Annotated in this window: 20 protein-coding genes; 11 read left to right on the top strand and 9 right to left on the bottom strand. The window is 38.9% G+C overall.

Annotated elements, in window-relative coordinates; genetic code table 11:
• Positions 1–22: 22 nt before the first annotated feature.
• Both L2B55_RS01670 and L2B55_RS01665 read right to left on the bottom strand, forming a co-directional pair.
• Positions 23–2,584 carry a family 20 glycosylhydrolase gene (locus tag L2B55_RS01670; protein ID WP_237848562.1) on the bottom strand — a complete coding sequence of 854 codons (2,562 nt, stop codon included), beginning with the start codon at positions 2,582–2,584 and terminating at the stop codon, positions 23–25.
• A gap of 174 nt (positions 2,585–2,758) precedes the next feature.
• Complete coding sequence (locus L2B55_RS01665) at positions 2,759–2,896, bottom strand: hypothetical protein (RefSeq protein WP_237848561.1); 138 nt, start codon at positions 2,894–2,896, stop codon at positions 2,759–2,761.
• 49 nt (positions 2,897–2,945) lie between these two features.
• On the opposite strand from L2B55_RS01665, the gene L2B55_RS01660 reads away from it, so the two are divergent.
• From L2B55_RS01660 to L2B55_RS01650, 3 genes are read left to right on the top strand one after another with little or no spacing between them, the layout of a single operon-like run.
• Positions 2,946–3,512: an LOG family protein gene (locus L2B55_RS01660; RefSeq protein ID WP_237848560.1), complete on the top strand. Its 567-nt coding sequence runs from the start codon at positions 2,946–2,948 to the stop codon at positions 3,510–3,512.
• Positions 3,513–3,522: 10 nt separating this feature from the next.
• Positions 3,523–3,921 carry a VOC family protein gene (locus L2B55_RS01655; RefSeq protein ID WP_237848559.1) on the top strand — a complete coding sequence of 133 codons (399 nt, stop codon included), beginning with the start codon at positions 3,523–3,525 and terminating at the stop codon, positions 3,919–3,921.
• An 11-nt stretch (positions 3,922–3,932) separates the two neighbouring features.
• Positions 3,933–4,478, top strand: coding sequence for a YfcE family phosphodiesterase (locus tag L2B55_RS01650; protein WP_237848558.1), 546 nt, complete (start codon positions 3,933–3,935; stop codon positions 4,476–4,478).
• Here the strand turns inward: L2B55_RS01650 and L2B55_RS01645 are convergent.
• Positions 4,475–5,032, bottom strand: a complete 558-nt coding sequence (locus L2B55_RS01645) for a hypothetical protein (protein WP_237848557.1) — start codon at positions 5,030–5,032, stop codon at positions 4,475–4,477. The two genes, L2B55_RS01650 and L2B55_RS01645, sit on opposite strands and share 4 nt — an antisense overlap.
• Positions 5,033–5,151: 119 nt before the next feature.
• On the opposite strand from L2B55_RS01645, the gene L2B55_RS01640 reads away from it, so the two are divergent.
• From L2B55_RS01640 to L2B55_RS01620, 5 genes are all read left to right on the top strand, one after another.
• Complete coding sequence (locus L2B55_RS01640; RefSeq protein ID WP_237848556.1) at positions 5,152–6,045, top strand: polyphosphate kinase 2 family protein; 894 nt, start codon at positions 5,152–5,154, stop codon at positions 6,043–6,045.
• 170 nt (positions 6,046–6,215) lie between these two features.
• Positions 6,216–7,241: an AI-2E family transporter gene (locus tag L2B55_RS01635; protein ID WP_237848555.1), complete on the top strand. Its 1,026-nt coding sequence runs from the start codon at positions 6,216–6,218 to the stop codon at positions 7,239–7,241.
• Positions 7,242–7,320: 79 nt separating this feature from the next.
• Positions 7,321–7,551, top strand: a complete 231-nt coding sequence (locus L2B55_RS01630) for a YtxH domain-containing protein (RefSeq protein WP_237848554.1) — start codon at positions 7,321–7,323, stop codon at positions 7,549–7,551.
• Positions 7,552–7,603: 52 nt separating this feature from the next.
• Complete coding sequence (locus L2B55_RS01625; protein WP_237848553.1) at positions 7,604–7,978, top strand: phage holin family protein; 375 nt, start codon at positions 7,604–7,606, stop codon at positions 7,976–7,978.
• A complete protein-coding gene (locus tag L2B55_RS01620; RefSeq protein WP_237848552.1) occupies positions 7,953–8,384 on the top strand; it encodes a hypothetical protein in 432 nt (143 codons plus the stop codon). The genes L2B55_RS01625 and L2B55_RS01620 overlap by 26 nt, the downstream gene beginning before the upstream one ends.
• Before the next feature lie 235 nt (positions 8,385–8,619).
• On the opposite strand, the gene L2B55_RS01615 is transcribed toward L2B55_RS01620, so the two are convergent.
• Positions 8,620–9,951, bottom strand: a complete 1,332-nt coding sequence (locus tag L2B55_RS01615; RefSeq protein ID WP_237848551.1) for a transposase — start codon at positions 9,949–9,951, stop codon at positions 8,620–8,622.
• Positions 9,952–10,148: 197 nt separating this feature from the next.
• Positions 10,149–10,829, bottom strand: a complete 681-nt coding sequence (locus tag L2B55_RS01610; RefSeq protein ID WP_237848550.1) for a YiaD family glycine zipper/OmpA-like lipoprotein — start codon at positions 10,827–10,829, stop codon at positions 10,149–10,151.
• Positions 10,830–11,013: 184 nt separating this feature from the next.
• On the opposite strand from L2B55_RS01610, the gene L2B55_RS01605 reads away from it, so the two are divergent.
• The 3 genes from L2B55_RS01605 to L2B55_RS01595 are packed head-to-tail and all read left to right on the top strand — an operon-like array spanning position 11,014 to position 13,328.
• Positions 11,014–12,096: a sensor histidine kinase gene (locus L2B55_RS01605; protein ID WP_237848549.1), complete on the top strand. Its 1,083-nt coding sequence runs from the start codon at positions 11,014–11,016 to the stop codon at positions 12,094–12,096.
• 3 nt (positions 12,097–12,099) lie between these two features.
• Positions 12,100–12,567: a hypothetical protein gene (locus tag L2B55_RS01600; protein WP_237848548.1), complete on the top strand. Its 468-nt coding sequence runs from the start codon at positions 12,100–12,102 to the stop codon at positions 12,565–12,567.
• Positions 12,567–13,328 carry a LytR/AlgR family response regulator transcription factor gene (locus L2B55_RS01595; protein WP_237848547.1) on the top strand — a complete coding sequence of 254 codons (762 nt, stop codon included), beginning with the start codon at positions 12,567–12,569 and terminating at the stop codon, positions 13,326–13,328. Before L2B55_RS01600 ends, L2B55_RS01595 begins: the two co-directional genes overlap by 1 nt.
• A 22-nt stretch (positions 13,329–13,350) precedes the next feature.
• Here L2B55_RS01595 and L2B55_RS01590 read toward each other — a convergent pair whose 3' ends face one another.
• From L2B55_RS01590 to L2B55_RS01575, 4 genes are all read right to left on the bottom strand, one after another.
• A complete protein-coding gene (locus L2B55_RS01590; RefSeq protein WP_237848546.1) occupies positions 13,351–14,154 on the bottom strand; it encodes a class I SAM-dependent methyltransferase in 804 nt (267 codons plus the stop codon).
• Positions 14,155–14,241: 87 nt separating this feature from the next.
• A complete protein-coding gene (locus L2B55_RS01585; RefSeq protein ID WP_237848545.1) occupies positions 14,242–15,657 on the bottom strand; it encodes an efflux transporter outer membrane subunit in 1,416 nt (471 codons plus the stop codon).
• Positions 15,626–18,769, bottom strand: coding sequence for an efflux RND transporter permease subunit (locus L2B55_RS01580; protein WP_237848544.1), 3,144 nt, complete (start codon positions 18,767–18,769; stop codon positions 15,626–15,628). Before L2B55_RS01580 ends, L2B55_RS01585 begins: the two co-directional genes overlap by 32 nt.
• A gap of 40 nt (positions 18,770–18,809) precedes the next feature.
• Positions 18,810–19,958, bottom strand: a complete 1,149-nt coding sequence (locus L2B55_RS01575; protein ID WP_237848543.1) for an efflux RND transporter periplasmic adaptor subunit — start codon at positions 19,956–19,958, stop codon at positions 18,810–18,812.
• Positions 19,959–20,248 lie beyond the last annotated feature (290 nt).

Below are 20,248 nucleotides of genomic sequence, written 5' to 3'. Positions count from 1 at the left end.
TAATAATAGACATGTATTTTGATTATTGATTTACAACCCTTTCAGTCCTTCCTAAACGTCCGGCTGCATCAAACACTCTTAATTTAATAACACCTTTTTCTGTTATTGGACCAGTGTATGCTTTACTCTTTACACTTGGCTCTGCTCCATTAGTGCTATACCTGATTACAAAACCCGGCAACTGTACATTAGCTTTTACTACTCCATTTTCAACAATAGCACCAACTGTCGGAATGCGATATTTCCAGCCTCCTCCATAATAATTTAACCGAGGTAACTCTCGCTTACTAATTACATTGATAAACACTGACCAAGCATCAGCATATTGCACTTCGGCTTTTGCAGGATCCTTTTCTTCAGCCCAATCTGGAGATTTTGACCAGGCTCTTTCCGCTAGACCTAATAACTTAGGAAGCAACATATATTCATAACGTTCAACGTTAATGATCGTTTCTGACCACAATAAGCCCTGCAAACCAACAATATTTGATTTTCCATAATCAGTTAAACGCTCTTTATTTGCAATCGACGCTGGTGTAAAAGGATTACCCATACGATCTTCTTTGATGTTCTTCAAATAATCAAAAGGAATGAATGAAAACGGCTTATCAACATCAATAAATCCTCCCCAATAGTATCCTTGTTCTTCAAATGATTTATTGTATGACATATCAAAATACATATTGCTTACCGGCGACAAAACTATTTTATACCCAGCATTAGCTAATTTATAGGCCAGGTCTTCGGCTCCCCAGCCAATTACATTATTCCATACATCGAGGTGCACATTCTGATTAGTAAAATCCGGATTGGCAACCCAATGAGAGTTTCCATCAAGCTTGGTTTTACGCATACCAACTTCTTCCCAACCATAAAGATAAAGTCCTTTGCTTTTTATCAATTTATTGACCTTATCAAAATAATAACACCATAAATCATCAGTATTTTTAACTGAAGGGTCCTGTTGCATTAACTTTTCAAACGCCGGTGATTTTTCCCATGAACCAGCAGGAACCTCATCTCCGCCCATATGGATAGTTTCTAAAGGAACTCTAGCCTCTTTATACATAGCAATGAATTCATCAATTACTTTTTCAAGAAAGGTATAGGTTGATGGAAGCGCCGGATCCATAACATTATCAGTCCAGCCTTGCACTGAACTATGTACTGATTTGTCATTAATATCACACAACAAATACTTTTCGGCTTCCTCTCTTTTGCCTTCTTTCATCAACCGATCATAGCGCACACGCATAGCCACTACAGAAGCGCGTGCATGCCCGGGAGTTTCAATCTCAGGAATCACCTTTATATGCCTCTCATTTGCATACTTTAGAATCTCAATAAAATCACCTTTTGTGTAGAAACCACTTCCTGATGTGGAGTTGTCGGGGCCAGAATTAAATGAAGGAGGCAACTGCTCTTTATCAAAATTCTTATGCCCGCGCTTGCCCCCCAAGTCAGTAAGTTCCGACAAACCCTGAATCTCAATACGCCAGCCTTCATCTTCACTAAAGTGCATATGAAAAACATTTATTTTATAAAGAGCTAGTAAATCCAATGTTTTCAAAATTTCTTCCTTAGTTTGAAAATTTCGGCCCACATCAAGCATGAAGGAACGCCAATCAAAGCGTGGCTCGTCCTTAACTTCAACAAGAGGCAATGAGATACTTTTTTGAATTGAAGACCATACATGAGCCGGCATCAGCGATTTTAAAGATTGAATACCATAAAATGCCCCTGCCGGTGTTGACGCTGAAATTACAACACCATCAGGCGACACATTAAGCTCATAAGCTTCCTTATTCATTTCTTTTTTACGTAGCTCTATAGCTCCTTTATTTCCTGAAATAACTCCAGACTTCCCGAATACTTTCTTTAACTCTACTGCCAAATAATTAGCTTCATTAGCAAATAAAGCATCAGCACTTATATTTAGTCCGGGCTTCATCTCAAAAACTCCTTCGCTCTCAAAATATGATACAGGTGTCGGAAAAACCTTTGTTAGCTTTTGAGCTGGAATGTCAGCAATTGATTTATTACGGTTATAAATGATTTCTGGGGTAGTAACAGGATAATTATCGTTAGGAGTACGTTTCATTTGGCGCAACTCTGTTGATGCAATTACTTTAACGTTGGTTAAAGGATATCCGTTTTGCGGAGTATCATCCCATACCAAGTACAAGCCAGAAGGAGCATCGGCCCTGTTTAGCGACCAATCACTGGCAAGCATTTGAACGGCAACCGATTGGCTTGGCATAAGTCCATTAAAACTTGCTGTTGGAACTAGTCGGACCAAATCACCATTAATCCTCTCAAAGCGTAACTCCTTGTATGCAAATTTTGTATCAATCGCTCGAGGAAGATTGAAATAAATGCTCCAACCTTTGGCTGGTAACTCAACCTTAGAAGTATTCGTTAAGATAAACTCTGATAAATAATTAGATGATTGCTTGTAGTTGTTTTCTATCAATCGCCACTGAATGTTTAATCCAGTAACATTAAAATCATGTTTTACAATTTGTGCATTGGCATGATATATCAAGCCAGTACAAATCAATATGCTTAAAACTTGTTTTTTCATGAATAAATAGTATTGATATTCTATATAAACTGGTAAAAATGGAAACAGAAAGCCGATTTAGCTCTTTACCTACTTAACATAATTTGATTAAAAAAAGCCATTATTTTAAATAAATGCTAATTTATTTTGAAAACACTACACTTATATTTTGACTTTAATATGTTTGATAAAATTTTATTTGCCATCAAAATTCCAGTTGAAATGAATCGAAACGAAAAGTTTTGTGCCCAATAATTTCTCATCGTAATAATTATTCTTTTCATTTAGTTCCTTACAATTGATTATTTTAATAGCAATAACTGTAAAGTTCATTTTTATATTGACATACATTTAGCATCTGTGCTATTTTAAACCTTCATTTATGAAAAGTATTTGTGTATTCTGCGGTTCAAGCAACGGCAATGATGAAATTTTCAGAAAAACAGCCCGAGAACTTGCCATGATTTTGGTAGATAAGCATATAACCTTGGTGTATGGAGGAGGGAACATTGGCCTTATGGGTGAACTAGCTCGCACAGTTCGTGATTTAGGAGGAAAGGTAATAGGCATTATTCCTGAATTTTTAATGATCAAGGAAGTGGGGCTGGTTGAAGGGTGTGAATTACACATTGTTGAGAATATGCATCAACGAAAATCATTAATGGCCGAATATTCTGATGCTTTTTTAGCCCTCCCTGGAGGCATTGGAACCTTAGAAGAATTCTTTGAGGTGCTTACCTGGAAGCAACTTCACCTCCATAATAAACCGGTGGGTTTGTTGAATTCCAATGGTTATTACAATCATCTGCTAAACTTCCTTCAATATACTCGCGACAGCGATTTTTTTAAAGATCGGGGCTTAATGAAGGTAGGTGAAAAACCTAAAGAGTTAATGGACCTTTTATTGCACGAACATGCAGGAATTAGCACTAATTATGACCTAATCTAATTTTAAGAATATGGAAATTGAATTGGGAAGAACCATTTTGCTTGTTAATGATTATGACGAAGCTTTTGACTTCTATCAGCGCATTTTAAATGCTAAAAAATACATCGATTATACCACAAGCGAGGGATTGCGATTTCTGCATATTGTATTTGAAAGCAATACGGCAGGGATTTGGTTTCTGAAGGCAAGTGCCGAAGAGCAGCAAAAATTGGTTGGCAAGCAAACCAATGGTCAGCCTACTTTAGTTTTCTATACCGACGACATCACTAGTTTCAACGATCGTTTGATAGAAAACAAAGTGACAATTAAAAGAGAAATTGTATCAGGAAATGGCTATCATTTTCTCCATTTCCTCGATCTTTACGGTAATGAACTTGTGATGGTCGAACTAAAGCAGCAAGAAGATTAAACTTTATCCATATGAAAATTACAATACTATCAGATATACATGATAACGTTTGGAACTTAAATGCCCTTTTTGATTTCATCAAACATACCGACGCACTAATTTTCTGTGGTGACATTTGCGCTCCATTCATGTTAAGCATTCTGGCAAAAAATTATTCAAATCCAATCCACATGGTCTTTGGCAACAATGATGGCGACCGATTTAACTTGTTGGGAAAAGCGATACAGCATCCTCATGTTAAGCTATATGGAGAGGTAATGAGTGCTGAGTTGGATGGAAAATTGTTTTATGTGAACCACTACCCTGAAATTGCACTGGAAGTTGCACGATCAGGCGAATTTGATGTGATCTGTTACGGTCATGACCATGACCATGCCATTTTACAACATGAAGATTATTTGGCTATTAATCCTGGAACTGTCATGGGATTTGCGCCCCGTAAACTTGCAGCTTGTCCCGCTACTTTTGTAATATATGACACTGTAAGCAACAGAGTAGAGAGCTTTGAAATTATAACTGGCCCAAACGGTAAAAGCATTGCTCCATTCGGCAATTAGGAGTTCTCATTAGTACCACTTTCAGATGACTCATTTTGATATTTTCGGATTGTCCTTTCAAAATCCCGTATTATTTTATTCCTGTTAAAGCGATGATCCAATACCATTGCCATTATTATTCCGCCAACCCAAATTGCCAATGCAGAAAGCAAAGAGAACCCTAAAAACAAATAGCCAATGGTTCCAATCGTAAAAAAGCAAAATCCCATTAGCGAATAAAAGTTGGATTGTTTCAATTTTAATATTAACCGTTCTTCTTTATAGTTAAGCTGAAAAGGGAAGGTGAAAATTGGCAGCCAAAAAAAATAGAAATAGCTTTTAAGCTGTAAACTAAGCTCATTATGAATGTTTTCGGCAATAAATTGTTCAGCCTTTTTAAACTTGGAAGTTATGTAATCTTTAATTTCTTGCTCTCCCAGGTTCCGATTTTTCAGTTCTTCAAAAGCTACACGAACAGCCAAATCAGTATAATTCTCTCTTGCATTTAGCAAATCGAGCAGCTCTTCATTCGTATAACGAGCATAAAGCTCCGTCAAGTCTTCTTTTTCAGACATCTGATTAAACTACTGGTAATTAATATTAACCATTAATTTAGCAAATACCTTTTTGATTTTAAAGTTTTGTTTTCAATTAGTTATATAGAAAGTGTAAATTAAGAAAAACATTTATCAGCATGATTAAACTACTTAAAGACGATAGATTTACAGTAACCACAGGCAAGGGATTCAAACTACATAAATTTGACCCGGACTTTTCCATAGATTTCGTATCGAAAGAAAGCGCAGGAGAGCTAATGCAAGAACATATACAACGCATAGCGGCCTTGCAGGAGAAACTTTATGCAGCCGATAACCACTCAATCTTAATGATTTTTCAGGCAAGAGATGCAGCAGGGAAGGATAGTACAATAAAACATGTAATGTCAGGCATTAATCCAACAGGTTGCCAAATCGTGAGTTTCAAAGCTCCTTCTTCTCATGAGCTTGACCATGATTTCCTTTGGAGAACAAGCGTACATTTACCTGAACGCGGACGCATTGGCATATTCAATCGTTCTTACTACGAAGAAGTTTTGGTAACCAAAGTACATCCTGAATTTATCCTTAACCAGCGACTCCCGGGGGTAAATTCCCCGGATGATATTGATAAAAAATTTTGGCAAAAACGGTACGAATCAATAAGGAATCATGAAAAACACCTTGCAGAAAATGGATATGTCATTCTTAAATTCTTTTTAAATGTCTCAAAAAAGGAGCAAAAAAAACGTTTTTTAGAACGAATCGTTGAGCCTGACAAGCATTGGAAATTTAGCTACGGTGATTTAAAAGAGCGCGGATTTTGGAATGAATATCAGAGCGCTTATGAGGATATGATCGAAGAAACTGCAGACACGCATAGTCCTTGGTTTATTATACCTTCAGATAAGAAATGGTTTGCGCAACTGGCCGTAGCTCGCATACTTCTGGAAACCCTCGAATCTCTTGATTTAAAATACCCTACTTTAAGCAATGAAGAACAGGCCTTACTAAAAAAGGCAAAAGAGGAACTTGAATCCGAAGAAGATTAATAAAATTCATCCAAAACACTTAGGAGGGGAGGTTTTTTTGTTTAGTTATGCCCTATCATAACCTACTTTAATCGGATATTTAAGTTTAAACAATTAGAGGGTAGATAACCTTTTAAGGTACATTTTTTTTCTGGTTCAATTATCCTTATCTTTCTAAAAAACCTCTTTTCATGCCGTCATTCTCCTTAAAAGAACGCAACAACATCATTCTTATCATCCTAATTGCTCTTGGTGCCTTTTTATTTTATGCGTCACTAAGTGTAATAGAAGCCGTGCTAGGCGCTATTATCTTTTACACTATTTTTCGCCCATTGCACCTCTTTGTGGTAGAAAAAAAGAACTGGAAACCCGGTCTGTCATCCATAATGATTATAATTCTATCATTCTTCATTATTGTAGTTCCCTTTTTCTTTACCATTTCAATGGTAGTAAACAAAATCCAGGAGTTCAGCAACAACACGGCATACATAAAAGAGATCCTGGCAAATATTGACCGTTTTGCAGCTGAAAAGTTAAAGCAGCCTAATTTGATACAAGATATTTATGTTAAAGCTCAGGGAATAGCTGTTCAGGTATTTTCGAGTGTATTGGGTCGAGTGGGGCAAGTAATACTCGAAGTGTCCATCATGTACTTCCTGCTTTACTTTATGCTTGCTGATTATAAACGCTTCGAATTATCATTAATTAAATACTCTCCACTTTCAACGAGCAATAGTGTTCGGTTTGGCAAAGAAATTAAAAACATGACCTACTCTAATGTCTTGGGACAAGGTTGTATTGCACTAGTGCAAGGAAGTTTACTAACCATAGGCTTTTTTATATTTAAGATTCCTGATGCAGTATTCTGGGGTATTATTTCAGTATTTATTTCGTTTCTACCAGTAGTTGGTACTCCACTGATTTTTATCCCTGCAGCAATTCTTCAAATATCAAACGGCGATACATTTTCAGGAGTGGGAATTTTGCTTTGGGGCATACTCATTATTACTAATGTTGACAATGTACTTAGGTTTTTCATCTCTAAATGGTTTGCAAATACCCACCCCATTATCATTATTGTTGGAGTCATAATTGGTATTCCCATCTTCGGAATTTTAGGCTTGGTATATGGCCCACTGCTTATTTCAAGCTTTCTAATTATGGCAAATATTTATGCAGCAAATAGGCAAATTTTAAAAGAAGAAGAAGTAAATTAAGGAATAATTTGTTAGTCGCGAACAATGTTTTGGCACTAAAATTCGTAATATCTATTATATAACTAAAAATTGAAAAGCTATGAATGATAACACAAAAGCAATGATGGCCTTCTTTGCAGGCCTGGCAGTTGGTGCCACCCTGGGCATTTTGTTGGCTCCTGAAAAAGGATCTGATTTACGCGACAAAATCGGTGACTCTTTAAAGAAAACCGGTGATGATCTGTTGGGTAAAATCAATAGCGGAATTGATTCTGCGAAAAGCCGCTTCTCTCAAAAAGTGCAACAAGCCTCTGATGAGCTTGGTGTTTAAGTAACTTTCGGGGTAGTGCAATCGGTACTACCCTTTAAATCAGCTCTAGCCCATGAATGAACAAAAAGAACAACTCGAAACATTATTAGAAAACATAAAGGATTACATAACCCTACGGGCAAGGATAGCGTCACTTACAATTGCAGAAAATACCGCCAACCTGTTAGCCACTCTCATTACAAACGGAATAGTAATTTTATTTATACTGCTGTTTTGCATCTTTGGTAGTGTGGCACTTGCTTTATGGATTGGTAAGGAATTACAAAATCATGCCCTCGGTTTTGTTATAGTTGCAGGAATATATCTGATTCTTGTCTTGATTTTTATCCTAATTAAGGATAAATACCTCAAGAAGCCTTTAACAAATACTGTGGTTAAGAACCTCTTTAAAAGCAGCAGCTATGATAAAGTTGACAACCAAAATTGAGAACATTGAACAACTCCGCGCAGAGCGTGCCCGATTAAAAACTTTAGCCGATGCTAAAGAGGAGGAGCTTAATCTTCAGTTTAGAGCGATAAATGAAAAACTTAAACCCATACAAAAGGCGCTAGGATTTTTTACGAAAGGCGAGGATGGCGGTGCTATGGGATCTGCACTTATCAGCGGAGCTAAAAGTTTATTGCCATATTTGCTTAGCGGGTTATTAACCGGCAGAAAACGTGGATTTTTCGGGGCAGCAACTGCCGTAGGCGGTGATTTGCTTTTTAAAAACCTTAAAAATGTCGACATAAGTAAGATCTCGGATTTTATTGGCAATATATTTAAAAGCAAAAAGAAGATAGACAAACCAGGAGATGAACCAATTGATTGGGAACACGAAATTTATACATAATCCAATTATGATATAAAATAGGACGGGACTCTTGGGAAATTCCGAAGAAAGCGGCAATCCAAATAAAATTTGGGTTGCCGCTTTCTTTCTTTGTGGCAGTTTGAGTAGGCCAGCACGACCAACTTGTGGATAACTGGGCAGGATTTGTGGAAAAGGGTCGAAATTTTGAAAAAAACGATGCAACAGGGCACACTTTGCCCTTGCGGGATTGCTTGGGCAGCTGTGGCAGGAGGTTTTAGGCGGCTAAATCGGGAGCTTGGGCCTTCTCCCGCTTAGTGACCATGCGCACGACCGCGGTCATCACCCCAAAGAACATCCAAAGGGTTTCATTAGCCTGGTTACGTGCCTTGATGCGCCGCAGATCGTAGTGATTCTTTTCCGTTCCAAAGCTACCCTCCAGCCGGGTGGAACGTTCTTTATTCAACAGGGCTCTCAGGGTTTTCTTTTCCGGCGTATCGCCTCTGCCTTTTTGCACAAAGCCGGTAGCAATCTTCCGCTCGCTCAGGTATTTTCGATTGGCATTGGTGGCATAAATCCGGTCGCCTGCAAATTGATGACAGGTACCGAACAGGCGCCCATGTAGGGCTAGCGAAGCTTCTACTCGCTTACATTCATTATAAGCCGCATAGCTGTAATGTTCAATGATATTGATCCCATCCACCTGCAGCATGTGCACTTTGGCCCCAAATTCACAGGGTTTGTTTTCCTTGCCCCGTACAATGGAACGCACAAAAGGCTTGTACAGGGACAATACCCTGTCGGGTAGTTTCTTACCGGGATTTTCCAACAAGAACCGCTGCTCCTTTAACACTTGCTCCACCAAGTCAAAGCGTTCCCGGAGCCGCCCGGCCAGTTGCAGCCTGTCGCCCATTAAGCGAAAAACATCCTTAATCAGGCCATTCAAGCGGGTGAGTAACTTGATTAACTGCTGGCAGCGACGACGTGACTTGCGCTGGCTTTTCTTACGGAGTAAATTGAAAGTCGATTGTTTGAGTTGTTGTTCATTAAAAGCGTTTTTAGCCCGCTTTAGCTTACAGGATTTCAACAAATCTTCGTATAACTCATGACTGAACAGGCAGCAATCCCACAGCAGTTTCACACTGGTAGGGTATTTCATGTCGCTTTCATACACGGTGGCATCGCAGAGCAAAACCTGCGTTTCCTTCAGCTGCGGCCTCCAAGAACGAATCAGTTCTTCCTGAAACAGCTGCAAATCCAGGTGTTTGGCCACATAACTGCGGATTCTGGAGACCAGGGTGACATCCTTGATTTGTTCATTATCGGCCAGGCGCATGCCGCAAAACAACTGCATTTGCCAATTCCCGTTCAGGTGTTCAATCAACTGCTCATCACTCAGACCGGTATAGGACTTCAAAAACAACAAGGCCAACATGCCCTCTGGGGCCAGCCAGGCTTTAGCGCCACGCGCACTGCCCTTGGCCGGTAAGAGGGCTGCCAAGCGGTCCAGTGGAAGTACCTGGCGGAGTTTGCCCAAGGAAGTCGTCTGAAAAATAATTTCGCGGGGACTTTGCAGTTCGTTGACAGGAAATAAGTAGTTTTGCAGCATATTATTTTGTTGTTTCGCAAAACCAAAATAATGAAAAACCCCGATTTGGCCTCATTTGAGACTTTTTCGGGGTTATTTTTTTGAATTCAACACAATTAATAGCTGTGTTTCAGGGAATTGTAATTTTCAAAGACTCCCTAGGACAGGCGTAGATTTTTACATCAACTCCCGTCTTATTTTGTTAACCTTTAATTCAGTTATTTCTTTTGTTGTTGTTTTGCTGCTTCTTGTTTCAGTTTATCATTAGCAACAATATAAAACTCAACACGGCGATTTTCTTGGCGGCCTGCAGCTGTAGTGTTATCTGCAACAGGTTTAGTTTCACCCATACCCTGTGCCATCATACGGTTTGCTTGCACACCTAATGAAGTTGCATAACTCATCACTGATTCGGCACGCTTCTGCGATAAAGTCACGTTGTACTCATCCGCACCGGTATTATCAGTGTGGCCCTGAATCTGAACATACGTATCAGGATATTTAACTAAAATTTCTGACAACTGCTTTATCGCGCTTTTAGATGCTTCTTTTAAGTCGTATTTATTAACATCAAAAAGCACCTTAGATTCAAAAGTAACTTTTAGGGCCTCTCCGTTATTGATCTCTTCAACTTTAGCATTTGGTATTGTTTCTTGGATTTCCTTCTTCTGTTTATCCATATACTTTCCTATATAAGCTCCACTCACACCACCAACGGCTCCCCCAATTAAAGCTCCAATTGCAGTGTTTCCGGCAGCTTTACCAATAAGTGCTCCAATTGCAGCTCCTGAGCCCGCACCAATTGCGGCACCCTTTTGCGTTCCGGTCATGTTCTTACATCCAGGCATTACGCTGGCAATAGTAATAAGAGTAGCAAGTAACAATGCTTTAATTTTCATAAGAATTTATTTTTTAAGTATAATTTACGAATGTTATTTAACAACAATAAGCGAGCCGCTATAAGAAATTTACCACCTTTATAAAGATGCAATTCGGCTGCAAAAATCGGTATTTTATCCGTTAAATGCAGCAATTTATCAGCAATAATTACCTAAATGGTTCTGTATGTTCTATTTTAGAATCATGAATAGCAGAGAAACTCAACATATAACCGAAAATCATTCCGTTTGGTATTATAATTTTAAATACAGCAAAACTGGGGTGATTATTGCCCTTGCAATTTGTGCACTTAACTATTTCCAAGATTTTGAGCTATCTCGAAAAAGCATTTTCATTTCTTTTTTGTTCTCAATGGTGATTACTCTCACCATTACCAATCTTATTTACCTTTCCTACTGCCTCCTTCAAAGAAAATCAAAACCTTCACGATGGAACATTATACTTGATTTTTGCCTGATGATTATCGGCATTGCTTTGGCCACTGAGCTTTGCTATTTCGTAATTTATTTGGTTTATGGCAACTGGATTCCATTGAATAAACAAGTCGCCTCGCTTGCATTTAACCTTTTTTTAGGTTTTATCATAGGAGGCTATAAGCAGATAAATACTTTGCAGAAGGAAAACTACGAGCTCAAACTAAAGAATGCAGATTATCAACTCACTAAACTCAATGAACTAAAAACCAGGGCTGAGTTGGAAGCATTACAATCCAAAATTAACCCGCATTTTTTATACAATTCTCTTAACTCTATTGCTTCGCTAATACATCAAAATGCTAACAAAGCTGAGGAAATGGTGCTCAAACTCTCAAAGCTATTTCGTTATGCAATTAACTCTTCTGATGAAAACTACGTTTCACTTTCCTACGAAACGGATATAGTAAAGACATATCTTGATATTGAAGCTGTTCGTTTAGGCGAACGGCTAAATATTTCAATTAAAATAGAAGAAGATCTACAGAACGAATGCATCCCCCGATTCCTGTTGCAGCCATTAGTTGAGAATGCTATAAAACATGGAATTGCAAAAATCAGCACCAACGGCCTTATTGAAGTAGGGGCTACTGCATTGACAAATAACAGACTGAAGCTTTGGGTGGCTGATAACGGGCCTGATTTTCCAACCGAAATAATGCCCGGATATGGCTTACAATGCACATTTGACAAGCTTAGACTACTTTATGGCGACGATTATGAATTGAATATTTTATCGGGCATCCACAAAAGAATTCAGATTATTATTCCGAAATTCGTTGCTAAACCTTAATACATGAAATTCATAAACCGCTTCTCGCTGCATATTCATTTTAAGCAGCCTTACCTCGATTGGTACAACTCTATTTTTCCGGCAGAGGCCTTCGCATCTATTGAAGAAATCAATCAGACTGAGAAAACAACCTATTTGATTCCGGTATTTGACAGTGATGATGAGATTGATGAATATCTGCAAGAGAACTTTGAGCAGTTTTTCATTGATGAATTATTCTCAGTTTCAATGGAGCAAGAAAATTGGCCTAAAGAAATTACGTGGGAAACCTTTAATGAATGGTTTGAGATCGATGTAACTCCAATGGTTGTTGATTACGGAGAGGATGAGCTTATAGACGAGGGGGAAGGTTTTTCGGATTTCTGGGAAGACGAGGAACCAGAGAATGAAAGCGACGGTTCTGAGGATGATAATATTGATTTTGACAGTGATGATAAAATCCGTCATTTACCCAAACCTCCTCAAAATTGATGCATCAATTCAAAACAATAATAATAGATGACGAACCATTGGCCCGTAATCGTTTAAAACGGTTACTGGCCTCGTTTCCTAACTTGTTCTTAATTGAAGCAGAAGCTGCCAACGGAGAGGAGGGGTTACAATTAATTGAAGAACTGCAGCCCAATCTTATCTTTCTGGATATTGAAATGCCCTTGCTCAATGGATTTGAAATGTTGAGCAAGCTGTCATACATCCCTTTAGTGGTTTTTACAACTGCTTTTGATCAATATGCAATAAAAGCTTTTGAAGAAAATTCAATTGACTATTTATTAAAACCGATTGAACTTGAGCGCCTAGAGCGTACTGTTGCCAAACTTCAGAAATTTACTCCTCAAACGGTCCATAACAATACTTCTTCGTTAACAGCGCTAATTGAAAGGTTACAACCTAAAAAGGAGCTAAAATCCATTCCGGTTAAGATTGGAGACAAAATTCTATTGATAAAAACAACTGATATTAGCCATATTGAAGCCGGAGACAAGTATGTTTCGTTGAAGACTTTAAAAGGGGATGCTTATTTAACTGATTACACACTTGCAGTCCTTGAAAATAAACTACCCGATAATTTCACACGAATACACCGGAGTTGCATTATCAACACCGAAAATCTGAAAGAAATTCGAAAAGGTTTTAATGGCAGTTTATTTGCCATTATGAATGATTTAGAAGGATCAAAGATTACCACCAGCCGCAGCTACACAGATAACCTGAAGCGTTTCCTTGAAATTTAACCTTCATCCCCGAGTTTAAGCCTTATTTCGTTTTTGTTGCTTCAATTGCATAAACCATTGGAAGTTTATTTCCTATCGACTTTATCCTAAATTTTCCAGCTTCAAACTCCTCCATATTGCTAAAGCAATTGTAAGGCGAATAATCGAACTCCTTGAATGTTTTTATTTGAAGTCCATGAGTTAACAACGCGGTAAATATTTCACTCAAGCTATGATTCCACGAAATGGATTGATTGGTAATCTCTGCTTCCTTATCAGCATAAGAGCCTTGTGTTATTTCTATTATTGGATCGGCATTAAAATAACTGTAATTGATCCGCTCAAAATTATCATCAAACATCCAAAGAGTAGGATGAAAATCAACAAACACGAATCGTCCTCCGGGCTTAAGATACTTTGAAATTAGCGCTGCCCATTTGTCAAGATCTGGCAACCAAATAATTGTTCCGTAACTGGTAAATACTATATCAAACTGCTTGTATAAATGGGAGGGCAAGTCATAAACATCACAGCAAATAAATTCAGAATTTAAATCAAGGCGATTTGTTAAGCTTTGAGCAGCTAAAATCGCTTTGTCTGATAAGTCCACACCCGTTACACTGGCGCCCATCCGAGCAAATGATAAAGAGTCTTGCCCGAAATGACACTGCAAATGAAGCATTGATTTCCCGCGCACATCACCCAACAATTCAAGTTCAATTGTATTCAAAGAAGATTTTCCTTGAAGAAACCCTTCAACATCATAAAAGGCTGACTTTAGGTGATAATCAACCTTATCATTCCAAAGCTTACGGTTAGTTGCAATATAGTTTGAATCAGAATTCATGAGCTAATTTATTGAAGCTACTGCTAAAATAAACTAAATTGTTTATCCTTTAAATCATTTCTAATTGAAATGATCAACATGCCTTATTTACCAGCCTCCTCCTAAAGCCTTATACAATTGCACTGTTGCCGCTAATTGATTTTGTTTAGTAAACGACCGATTTAATTCAGATTCATACAATTGCCTTTCCGACTCAAGCACCTCTAAATAGGTAGTAAATCCTCCATCATAACGTGCGCGGGAAAGCAGAACGATATTCCTGTTGGCAATCACTTCCCGATCACGGGCAGAATACTCATCCCGATAACTTCTTACTGCCTTCAATGATGACTCTACATCTCCTAAAGCGATAAGTACAGTTTTTTCATATTGATACAATAGTTGCTCCGTACGCTTTTTCTCAATTTCAACACGTCGTTTGTTTTGTCCGAATTGGAAGATTGGCCCCAGCAACTGACCAGCAAAGCCTGTTGCAAGAGAGTTGTTTTCTAGTAATGTACCTAAATCTGCACTGGCAACTCCAGCAAAACCTGTTAGCGACAGAGTAGGAAACCGAAGAGCTTGAGCCACCCCAATCAATTCGGTTTGAGCAATTAAGTTTTGCTCTGCAGCGTTAACATCGGGACGCTTTTCAAGTACAGATGAGGGTAACCCGGCAGGTATCTCCAATTCAATCTGCTGTTCTGAATTTTGAAAACCTCTGATTAAGGCTGATGGATTTCGACCTAACAATACATTTAAGGCACTTTCAACAGCCACAATATCACGCTCTATAGCCGGAATGTTTGCTGCTGCAAATGCAACTTGTTGTTCCGCTTGAAATTTATCAATTTCTGCCACATAGCCCTTTTCAAACCTTGCACTAATAAGCCTATAACTTTCTTCTCGGGCAGCCACCGTATTCTTCGATATCTCAAGTCGCTCATCCAGTCCTCGTAATTGAAAATAAAGGCTGGCAACATCTGCTACCACACTGATGGTTATAGCCTTTTGGTTATCTTCATCCGCCAATAATTGGGCGTAAGCCGAACGATTAGCATGACGAATTCTTCCCCATAGATCCACTTCCCAACTTAAGGTCCCCAACAAACTATAGGCTTCTCCATCAATTCCAATGCCTGTTGCTTGTGCATTTTCATTCACTTTATTGTAGCCACCCTTAACGTCATATCCGATAGAAGGGTAGAGATTGGCTTTGCTAAAGCCCAACACGGCCCTTGATTCTTCAACACGTGCCACAGCCGTTTTAATATCTTTATTTTGTTCTAATGAGATTCTTATAAGGTTTTGCAATGCCTTATCCTTATATAGTTCCCACCATTGAATATTGGCAACAGAATCACGACGTAAGGAATCTGATTGTTGAATAAAACTTGAAGGCACCCCTAAATCGGGTCGAGTATATTTTGGACCAACCAGGCACCCTGTGAGCAGGAACAAAATACCGGTAAAGATGAGGAGTCGGTTCATATTAGCTTCCTGTTTGTTGGTTAGTACTATCATTTTTCTTTTTACCCATTGACTCTATCCAGGTAAAGAATGAAGGAACAAATAAAACCCCAAGTATTGTGGCCACAAGCATTCCTGCAAACACGGCCATACCAATCACCTTGCGAGCTTCAGCAACAGCCCCGGAAGCAGTCAGCAATGGAACAACACCCAAAATAAAGGCAAATGCAGTCATAAGAATCGGTCTAAATCTAAGCTTCGCTGCTTCTAGTGCAGCATCCATAACTGGCTTGCCATGTTTTTCATTCGCCTCTTTGGCAAATTCAACGATAAGAATTGCATTCTTTGCCGCCAGACCTATTAGCATTACCAATCCAATTTGGGCAAACACGTTATTCTGATAGCTGGAACTAAAGAAGCTGCAAAGCCATAGTCCTAAAAAGGCTCCCAAAACAGCAAACGGCGTTCCCAGCAATACGCTAAATGGCAGCTTCCAACTTTCATATTGTGCTGCCAGAATTAGGAACACAAACACAAGTGCTGTGGCAAACATAACTCCTGCAGTACCTTCTGCAGCCTTCTCCTGATATGACATATTGCTCCACGAATACTCCAGATCCTTTGGCAAGACCTGGGCCGCAGTTTCTTCTAATGCTTTTAATGCTTGTGAAGAGCTATAACCCTCTGCAGGCGTTCCATTGAGTTCGGCTGCCCTGTACATATTAAAGCGATTAGTAAATTCAGGCCCTATGGTGTCAGTTACAGTAACCAAAGTACTTATTGGAACTATTGAGCCATTTTTGCTTCTGACAAAAAACAGGTTTAGATCTTTAGGACTGGTCCTGTAGTTAGAGTCGGCCTGAACATATACCTTATATTGTCGGCCAAACTTATTGAAGTCGTTAACGTATGCACTACCTAAATAAGAAGATATGGTACTGTTTAATTCAGACAAATCAACTTCCAGTTTTTCTGCTTTATCAAGATCAACCGACACTTTTTTTTGTGGCACATTAGAGCGGTAGGCGGTAAAAATTCTTCCAATCTCAGGTCTTTTTGAAGCTGCTGCAATAAATTTCCTCGATTCGTTAAACAGATATTCAGGAGTATTTCCTGTTTTATCCTGAAGCATAATGGTAAAGCCGGCGCCTGTTCCCAAGCCAATAATTGGAGGAGGACCAAATGCAATTGCAGTAGCTTCTGTAATCTCACGAGCAAATTCAGTATTTGTTTGCTTTATAATGTCAAAAACTGTGTGTTTCCTTTCATCCCATGGTTTTAGAGCCACAAACACAAACGCAGTATTGGTTGTATAAGCTGATGTAACCATACTGTAACCCATAATTGTAGTATAATACTGAATCCCATCAATCTTGCTAAGAATCTGTTCTATTTTATGAGCAACTTCATCGGTCCTGCCTAAAGATGATGCATCCGGCAACTGGATATTAAGCATATAATATCCCTGATCTTCTTCCGGAACAAATCCTGTTGGAATTAATTTACCCAGCATAACCACTCCAATAACAACAATCGCTGTAAAGATTATTGCCCGAAAAGATTTCTTTACAAACCCCTGCACAATGCTTACATATTTATCTGTGAATGACCCAAAAACTCGGTTGAACCAATCAAAAAACTTATCCAGCCACCCTTTGCTTTCCTTTTTGGGGCGAAGTAACATTGCTGATAAAGCTGGACTTAGAGTTAAAGCATTGAATGCCGAAAAGCCTACAGAAATAGCAATGGTAATTGCAAACTGCTGATACAATCGACCGGTAATACCTCCTGCCAATGCAACAGGAATAAAAACGGCAGCCAGAATCAATGCTATTGCCACCACCGGCCCTCCAACTTCTTGCATCGCTTTACTTGTAGCGTCCCTCGGACTCATGCCATGTTCGATATTATGCATCACAGCTTCCACAACCACAATCGCATCATCAACCACTATCCCGATGGCAAGCACTAAACCAAGCAGTGAAAGTACATTTACTGAAAAGCCTAATAACGGAAACACCATAAATGTTCCGATCAAGGAAACTGGAACTGTGAGCAGCGGAATAAGGGTGGCCCTCCAATCCTGTAAAAAAATAAACACCACCAGGATTACCAAAACAACTGCCTCAAAAAGAGTGTGAATAATTTCTTCAATCCCTACAGTTACCGATGCAGTAGTGTCAAGCGAAACATCATATTTCAAATCAGGAGGAAAACTTTTTGACATATCATCTATAGCAGCTTTTACTTTACCTGCAACATCCAATGCGTTGGATCCAGGCAATTGATATACGCCAATAGTTGCTGCTTGTTTTTGGTTAAGTCGGCTATAAGAAATGTAGTTTTCAGATCCTAGTTCAATGCGGGCAACATCTTTCAGTCTAACCATAGCACCCGCAGCACTTGATTTTACAATGATATTCCCAAATTCTTCTTCGGTAGCTAAACGATCTTGTAAACGAATAGTATATGTATTGTCAACTCCTTTTGGTGAAGGAGGTCCTCCAAATTTTCCTCCAGGAACTATTGCGTTTTGTTTTTTTACAGCGTTAATAATATCATTTGCAGTCAAATTTAACTTCGATAATCTGTCTGGATTTAACCAAACGCGCATAGAATAATCATAACCTCCGAACAGAGTGACATTCCCGACTCCTGAAATACGCGCAATACGGTCTACAATATTTATATTGGCATAATTGCTTAAGAAAGCGCCATTATAAGAGCCATTTGGAGAAGACAATGAAATCAATAGCAAGGGGAAAACAAGGGACTTTTTAGTAGTAACACCATAGCTTTTCACTTCAGAAGGGAGTTTAGCATTGGCTTGTGAAACCCTGTTTTGGGTGAGCATATTCGCATTGTCGAGATTTACACCAACTTCAAATGAAACCTGTAAGGTTAAGGAACCATCGCCGGCATTTACTGATTTCATATAAAGCATTTGCTCAACACCGTTTACCTGTTGCTCAATTGGAGTAGCAACGGCCTGTTCAACATTCACAGCACTAGCCCCTGTATAAACCGACGTTACCTGAATCATTGGCGGGGTAATTTCGGGATATTGAGCAATAGGGATATTACGCAGCGTTAACAATCCCATTAAAACCATTACTATTGAGATAACCATGGCCACAATGGGCCTTCTGATAAAAAACTCGCTCATGAAGTTGTGTTTTAGATGCGATTAATAAGCAGAAGCATTTTTATATCCCTTTCCCAGGAAATGTTGGCGTCCATTTAGCTTCAATTGGTGTAACTTTTGAATTATCGTTTAAGGCCATTGTACCGATAAGGGCAACTCTCTCATTTGGCTGAAGACCTTTAGTGATAATCCACATGTCGCCAACACGTGGCCCAACTTCCACGATACGTACCTTAAGTGTATTTGTTTTGTCTACTACAAAAACCTGGTACAAACTCTGGAGTTGATTTATGGCTCGCTGTGGCACCACAACAACGTTGGGATAGTTACCTGTAAGTAATTCCACTTTTACATATAATCCCGGTCGCAATAAGCCTGATTGATTAGCAAATGATGCTTCGATTGTGATGGAGCCAGTTTCCGGGTCAATTTGACGGTTGGCAAAATCAACCTTCCCCTTTTCATTAAAGATCGTATTATCAGGGAGAATTAAGGTGACGTCTTGCCTACTAGCTTGACTTTCTTTGTAGTTTCGTACAAACTTTAAAAACTCGGTTTCATTAACCTGAAAGCGAACCCTTATTGTTCCTGTTTGTGAAATTGTAGAAAGAATATTTGAACCAGCCCTACTAACATAGTCTCCAACTCGTACATTGGAAATTCCAATGATTCCATCAATAGGAGCATGCACCTTGGCATAACCTAGTTCAATTTTAGAGTTTCGTAATGCAGCTTCAGAGACTTGTTGCCGAGCAACAGCAGCATTATATTCAGCTTTAGCATTATCCAAATCCATCTTACTAAGTGCATTCATGTCGGCAAGGGGCTTTACCCTGTTTAGCTGACTTTTAGCCCGGGCTACCTCTGTTTTTGCTGAAGCGACATTGCCAGCAGCTTGATCAACCCGAGTTTGATACTGAATATCATCGATAGTATAGAGTAAGGAGCCTTTCTTTACTTTTGTTCCTTCTTTAAAGTACATGCCGGTAACCCAACCTTCTACACGAGCTCGAATGTCGACATCAGCCAACCCATATGTCTGGCCTACATATTCCTGGTAAACAGGAACGGATGCTTGTCGTGCAGTTATCACCGAAACTTCCGCAGGAGGGGAAGCTTTTATAGTTTTGTCTTTACAGGCAGATAAGGTTGCTAGAATTGCAAAGCCACAAATAGTCTTTCTTAAGATTAGGCAATTATTCTGAATCATTTTGAGAGCATAAACTACCTTAATTTAATAATTTATAAATTCATTTACTATAATCCACAGAAGTAAATATTAATTATTACGCAATAAACCTCTATGCTTTAGCAGTTTACCCTTTTACACCTTCAATTGTGATGCTTATTTCAGCTCTATTTTATTCTAAGCCCTGTCTCAATAATTCTTTTAGGGCAAAGTGTACTCACCGATATAATCTTACCATTCATCAGAATATATCCCTCGTTCATCGGTAAAGTGTTTATTAAGGAAGCTTTTGTTATCAACTTTGGGTCACT

Origin of the sequence: Solitalea lacus (assembly GCF_022014595.1) — a bacterium.
Classification (GTDB): domain Bacteria; phylum Bacteroidota; class Bacteroidia; order Sphingobacteriales; family Sphingobacteriaceae; genus Solitalea; species Solitalea lacus.
Note: the sequence above shows the minus strand (reverse complement) of the source record. Positions and strands in the feature narration are given on the sequence as shown.

Coding starts and splice junctions, on each gene's coding strand:
- L2B55_RS01670 (WP_237848562.1), bottom strand. CDS start 2,584: ATGAAAAAACAAGTTTTAAGCATATTGATTTGTACTGGCTTGATATAT.
- L2B55_RS01665 (WP_237848561.1), bottom strand. CDS start 2,896: ATGAACTTTACAGTTATTGCTATTAAAATAATCAATTGTAAGGAACTA.
- L2B55_RS01660 (WP_237848560.1), top strand. CDS start 2,946: ATGAAAAGTATTTGTGTATTCTGCGGTTCAAGCAACGGCAATGATGAA.
- L2B55_RS01655 (WP_237848559.1), top strand. CDS start 3,523: ATGGAAATTGAATTGGGAAGAACCATTTTGCTTGTTAATGATTATGAC.
- L2B55_RS01650 (WP_237848558.1), top strand. CDS start 3,933: ATGAAAATTACAATACTATCAGATATACATGATAACGTTTGGAACTTA.
- L2B55_RS01645 (WP_237848557.1), bottom strand. CDS start 5,032: ATGTCTGAAAAAGAAGACTTGACGGAGCTTTATGCTCGTTATACGAAT.
- L2B55_RS01640 (WP_237848556.1), top strand. CDS start 5,152: ATGATTAAACTACTTAAAGACGATAGATTTACAGTAACCACAGGCAAG.
- L2B55_RS01635 (WP_237848555.1), top strand. CDS start 6,216: ATGCCGTCATTCTCCTTAAAAGAACGCAACAACATCATTCTTATCATC.
- L2B55_RS01630 (WP_237848554.1), top strand. CDS start 7,321: ATGAATGATAACACAAAAGCAATGATGGCCTTCTTTGCAGGCCTGGCA.
- L2B55_RS01625 (WP_237848553.1), top strand. CDS start 7,604: ATGAATGAACAAAAAGAACAACTCGAAACATTATTAGAAAACATAAAG.
- L2B55_RS01620 (WP_237848552.1), top strand. CDS start 7,953: ATGATAAAGTTGACAACCAAAATTGAGAACATTGAACAACTCCGCGCA.
- L2B55_RS01615 (WP_237848551.1), bottom strand. CDS start 9,951: ATGCTGCAAAACTACTTATTTCCTGTCAACGAACTGCAAAGTCCCCGC.
- L2B55_RS01610 (WP_237848550.1), bottom strand. CDS start 10,829: ATGAAAATTAAAGCATTGTTACTTGCTACTCTTATTACTATTGCCAGC.
- L2B55_RS01605 (WP_237848549.1), top strand. CDS start 11,014: ATGAATAGCAGAGAAACTCAACATATAACCGAAAATCATTCCGTTTGG.
- L2B55_RS01600 (WP_237848548.1), top strand. CDS start 12,100: ATGAAATTCATAAACCGCTTCTCGCTGCATATTCATTTTAAGCAGCCT.
- L2B55_RS01595 (WP_237848547.1), top strand. CDS start 12,567: ATGCATCAATTCAAAACAATAATAATAGATGACGAACCATTGGCCCGT.
- L2B55_RS01590 (WP_237848546.1), bottom strand. CDS start 14,154: ATGAATTCTGATTCAAACTATATTGCAACTAACCGTAAGCTTTGGAAT.
- L2B55_RS01585 (WP_237848545.1), bottom strand. CDS start 15,657: ATGATAGTACTAACCAACAAACAGGAAGCTAATATGAACCGACTCCTC.
- L2B55_RS01580 (WP_237848544.1), bottom strand. CDS start 18,769: ATGAGCGAGTTTTTTATCAGAAGGCCCATTGTGGCCATGGTTATCTCA.
- L2B55_RS01575 (WP_237848543.1), bottom strand. CDS start 19,958: ATGATTCAGAATAATTGCCTAATCTTAAGAAAGACTATTTGTGGCTTT.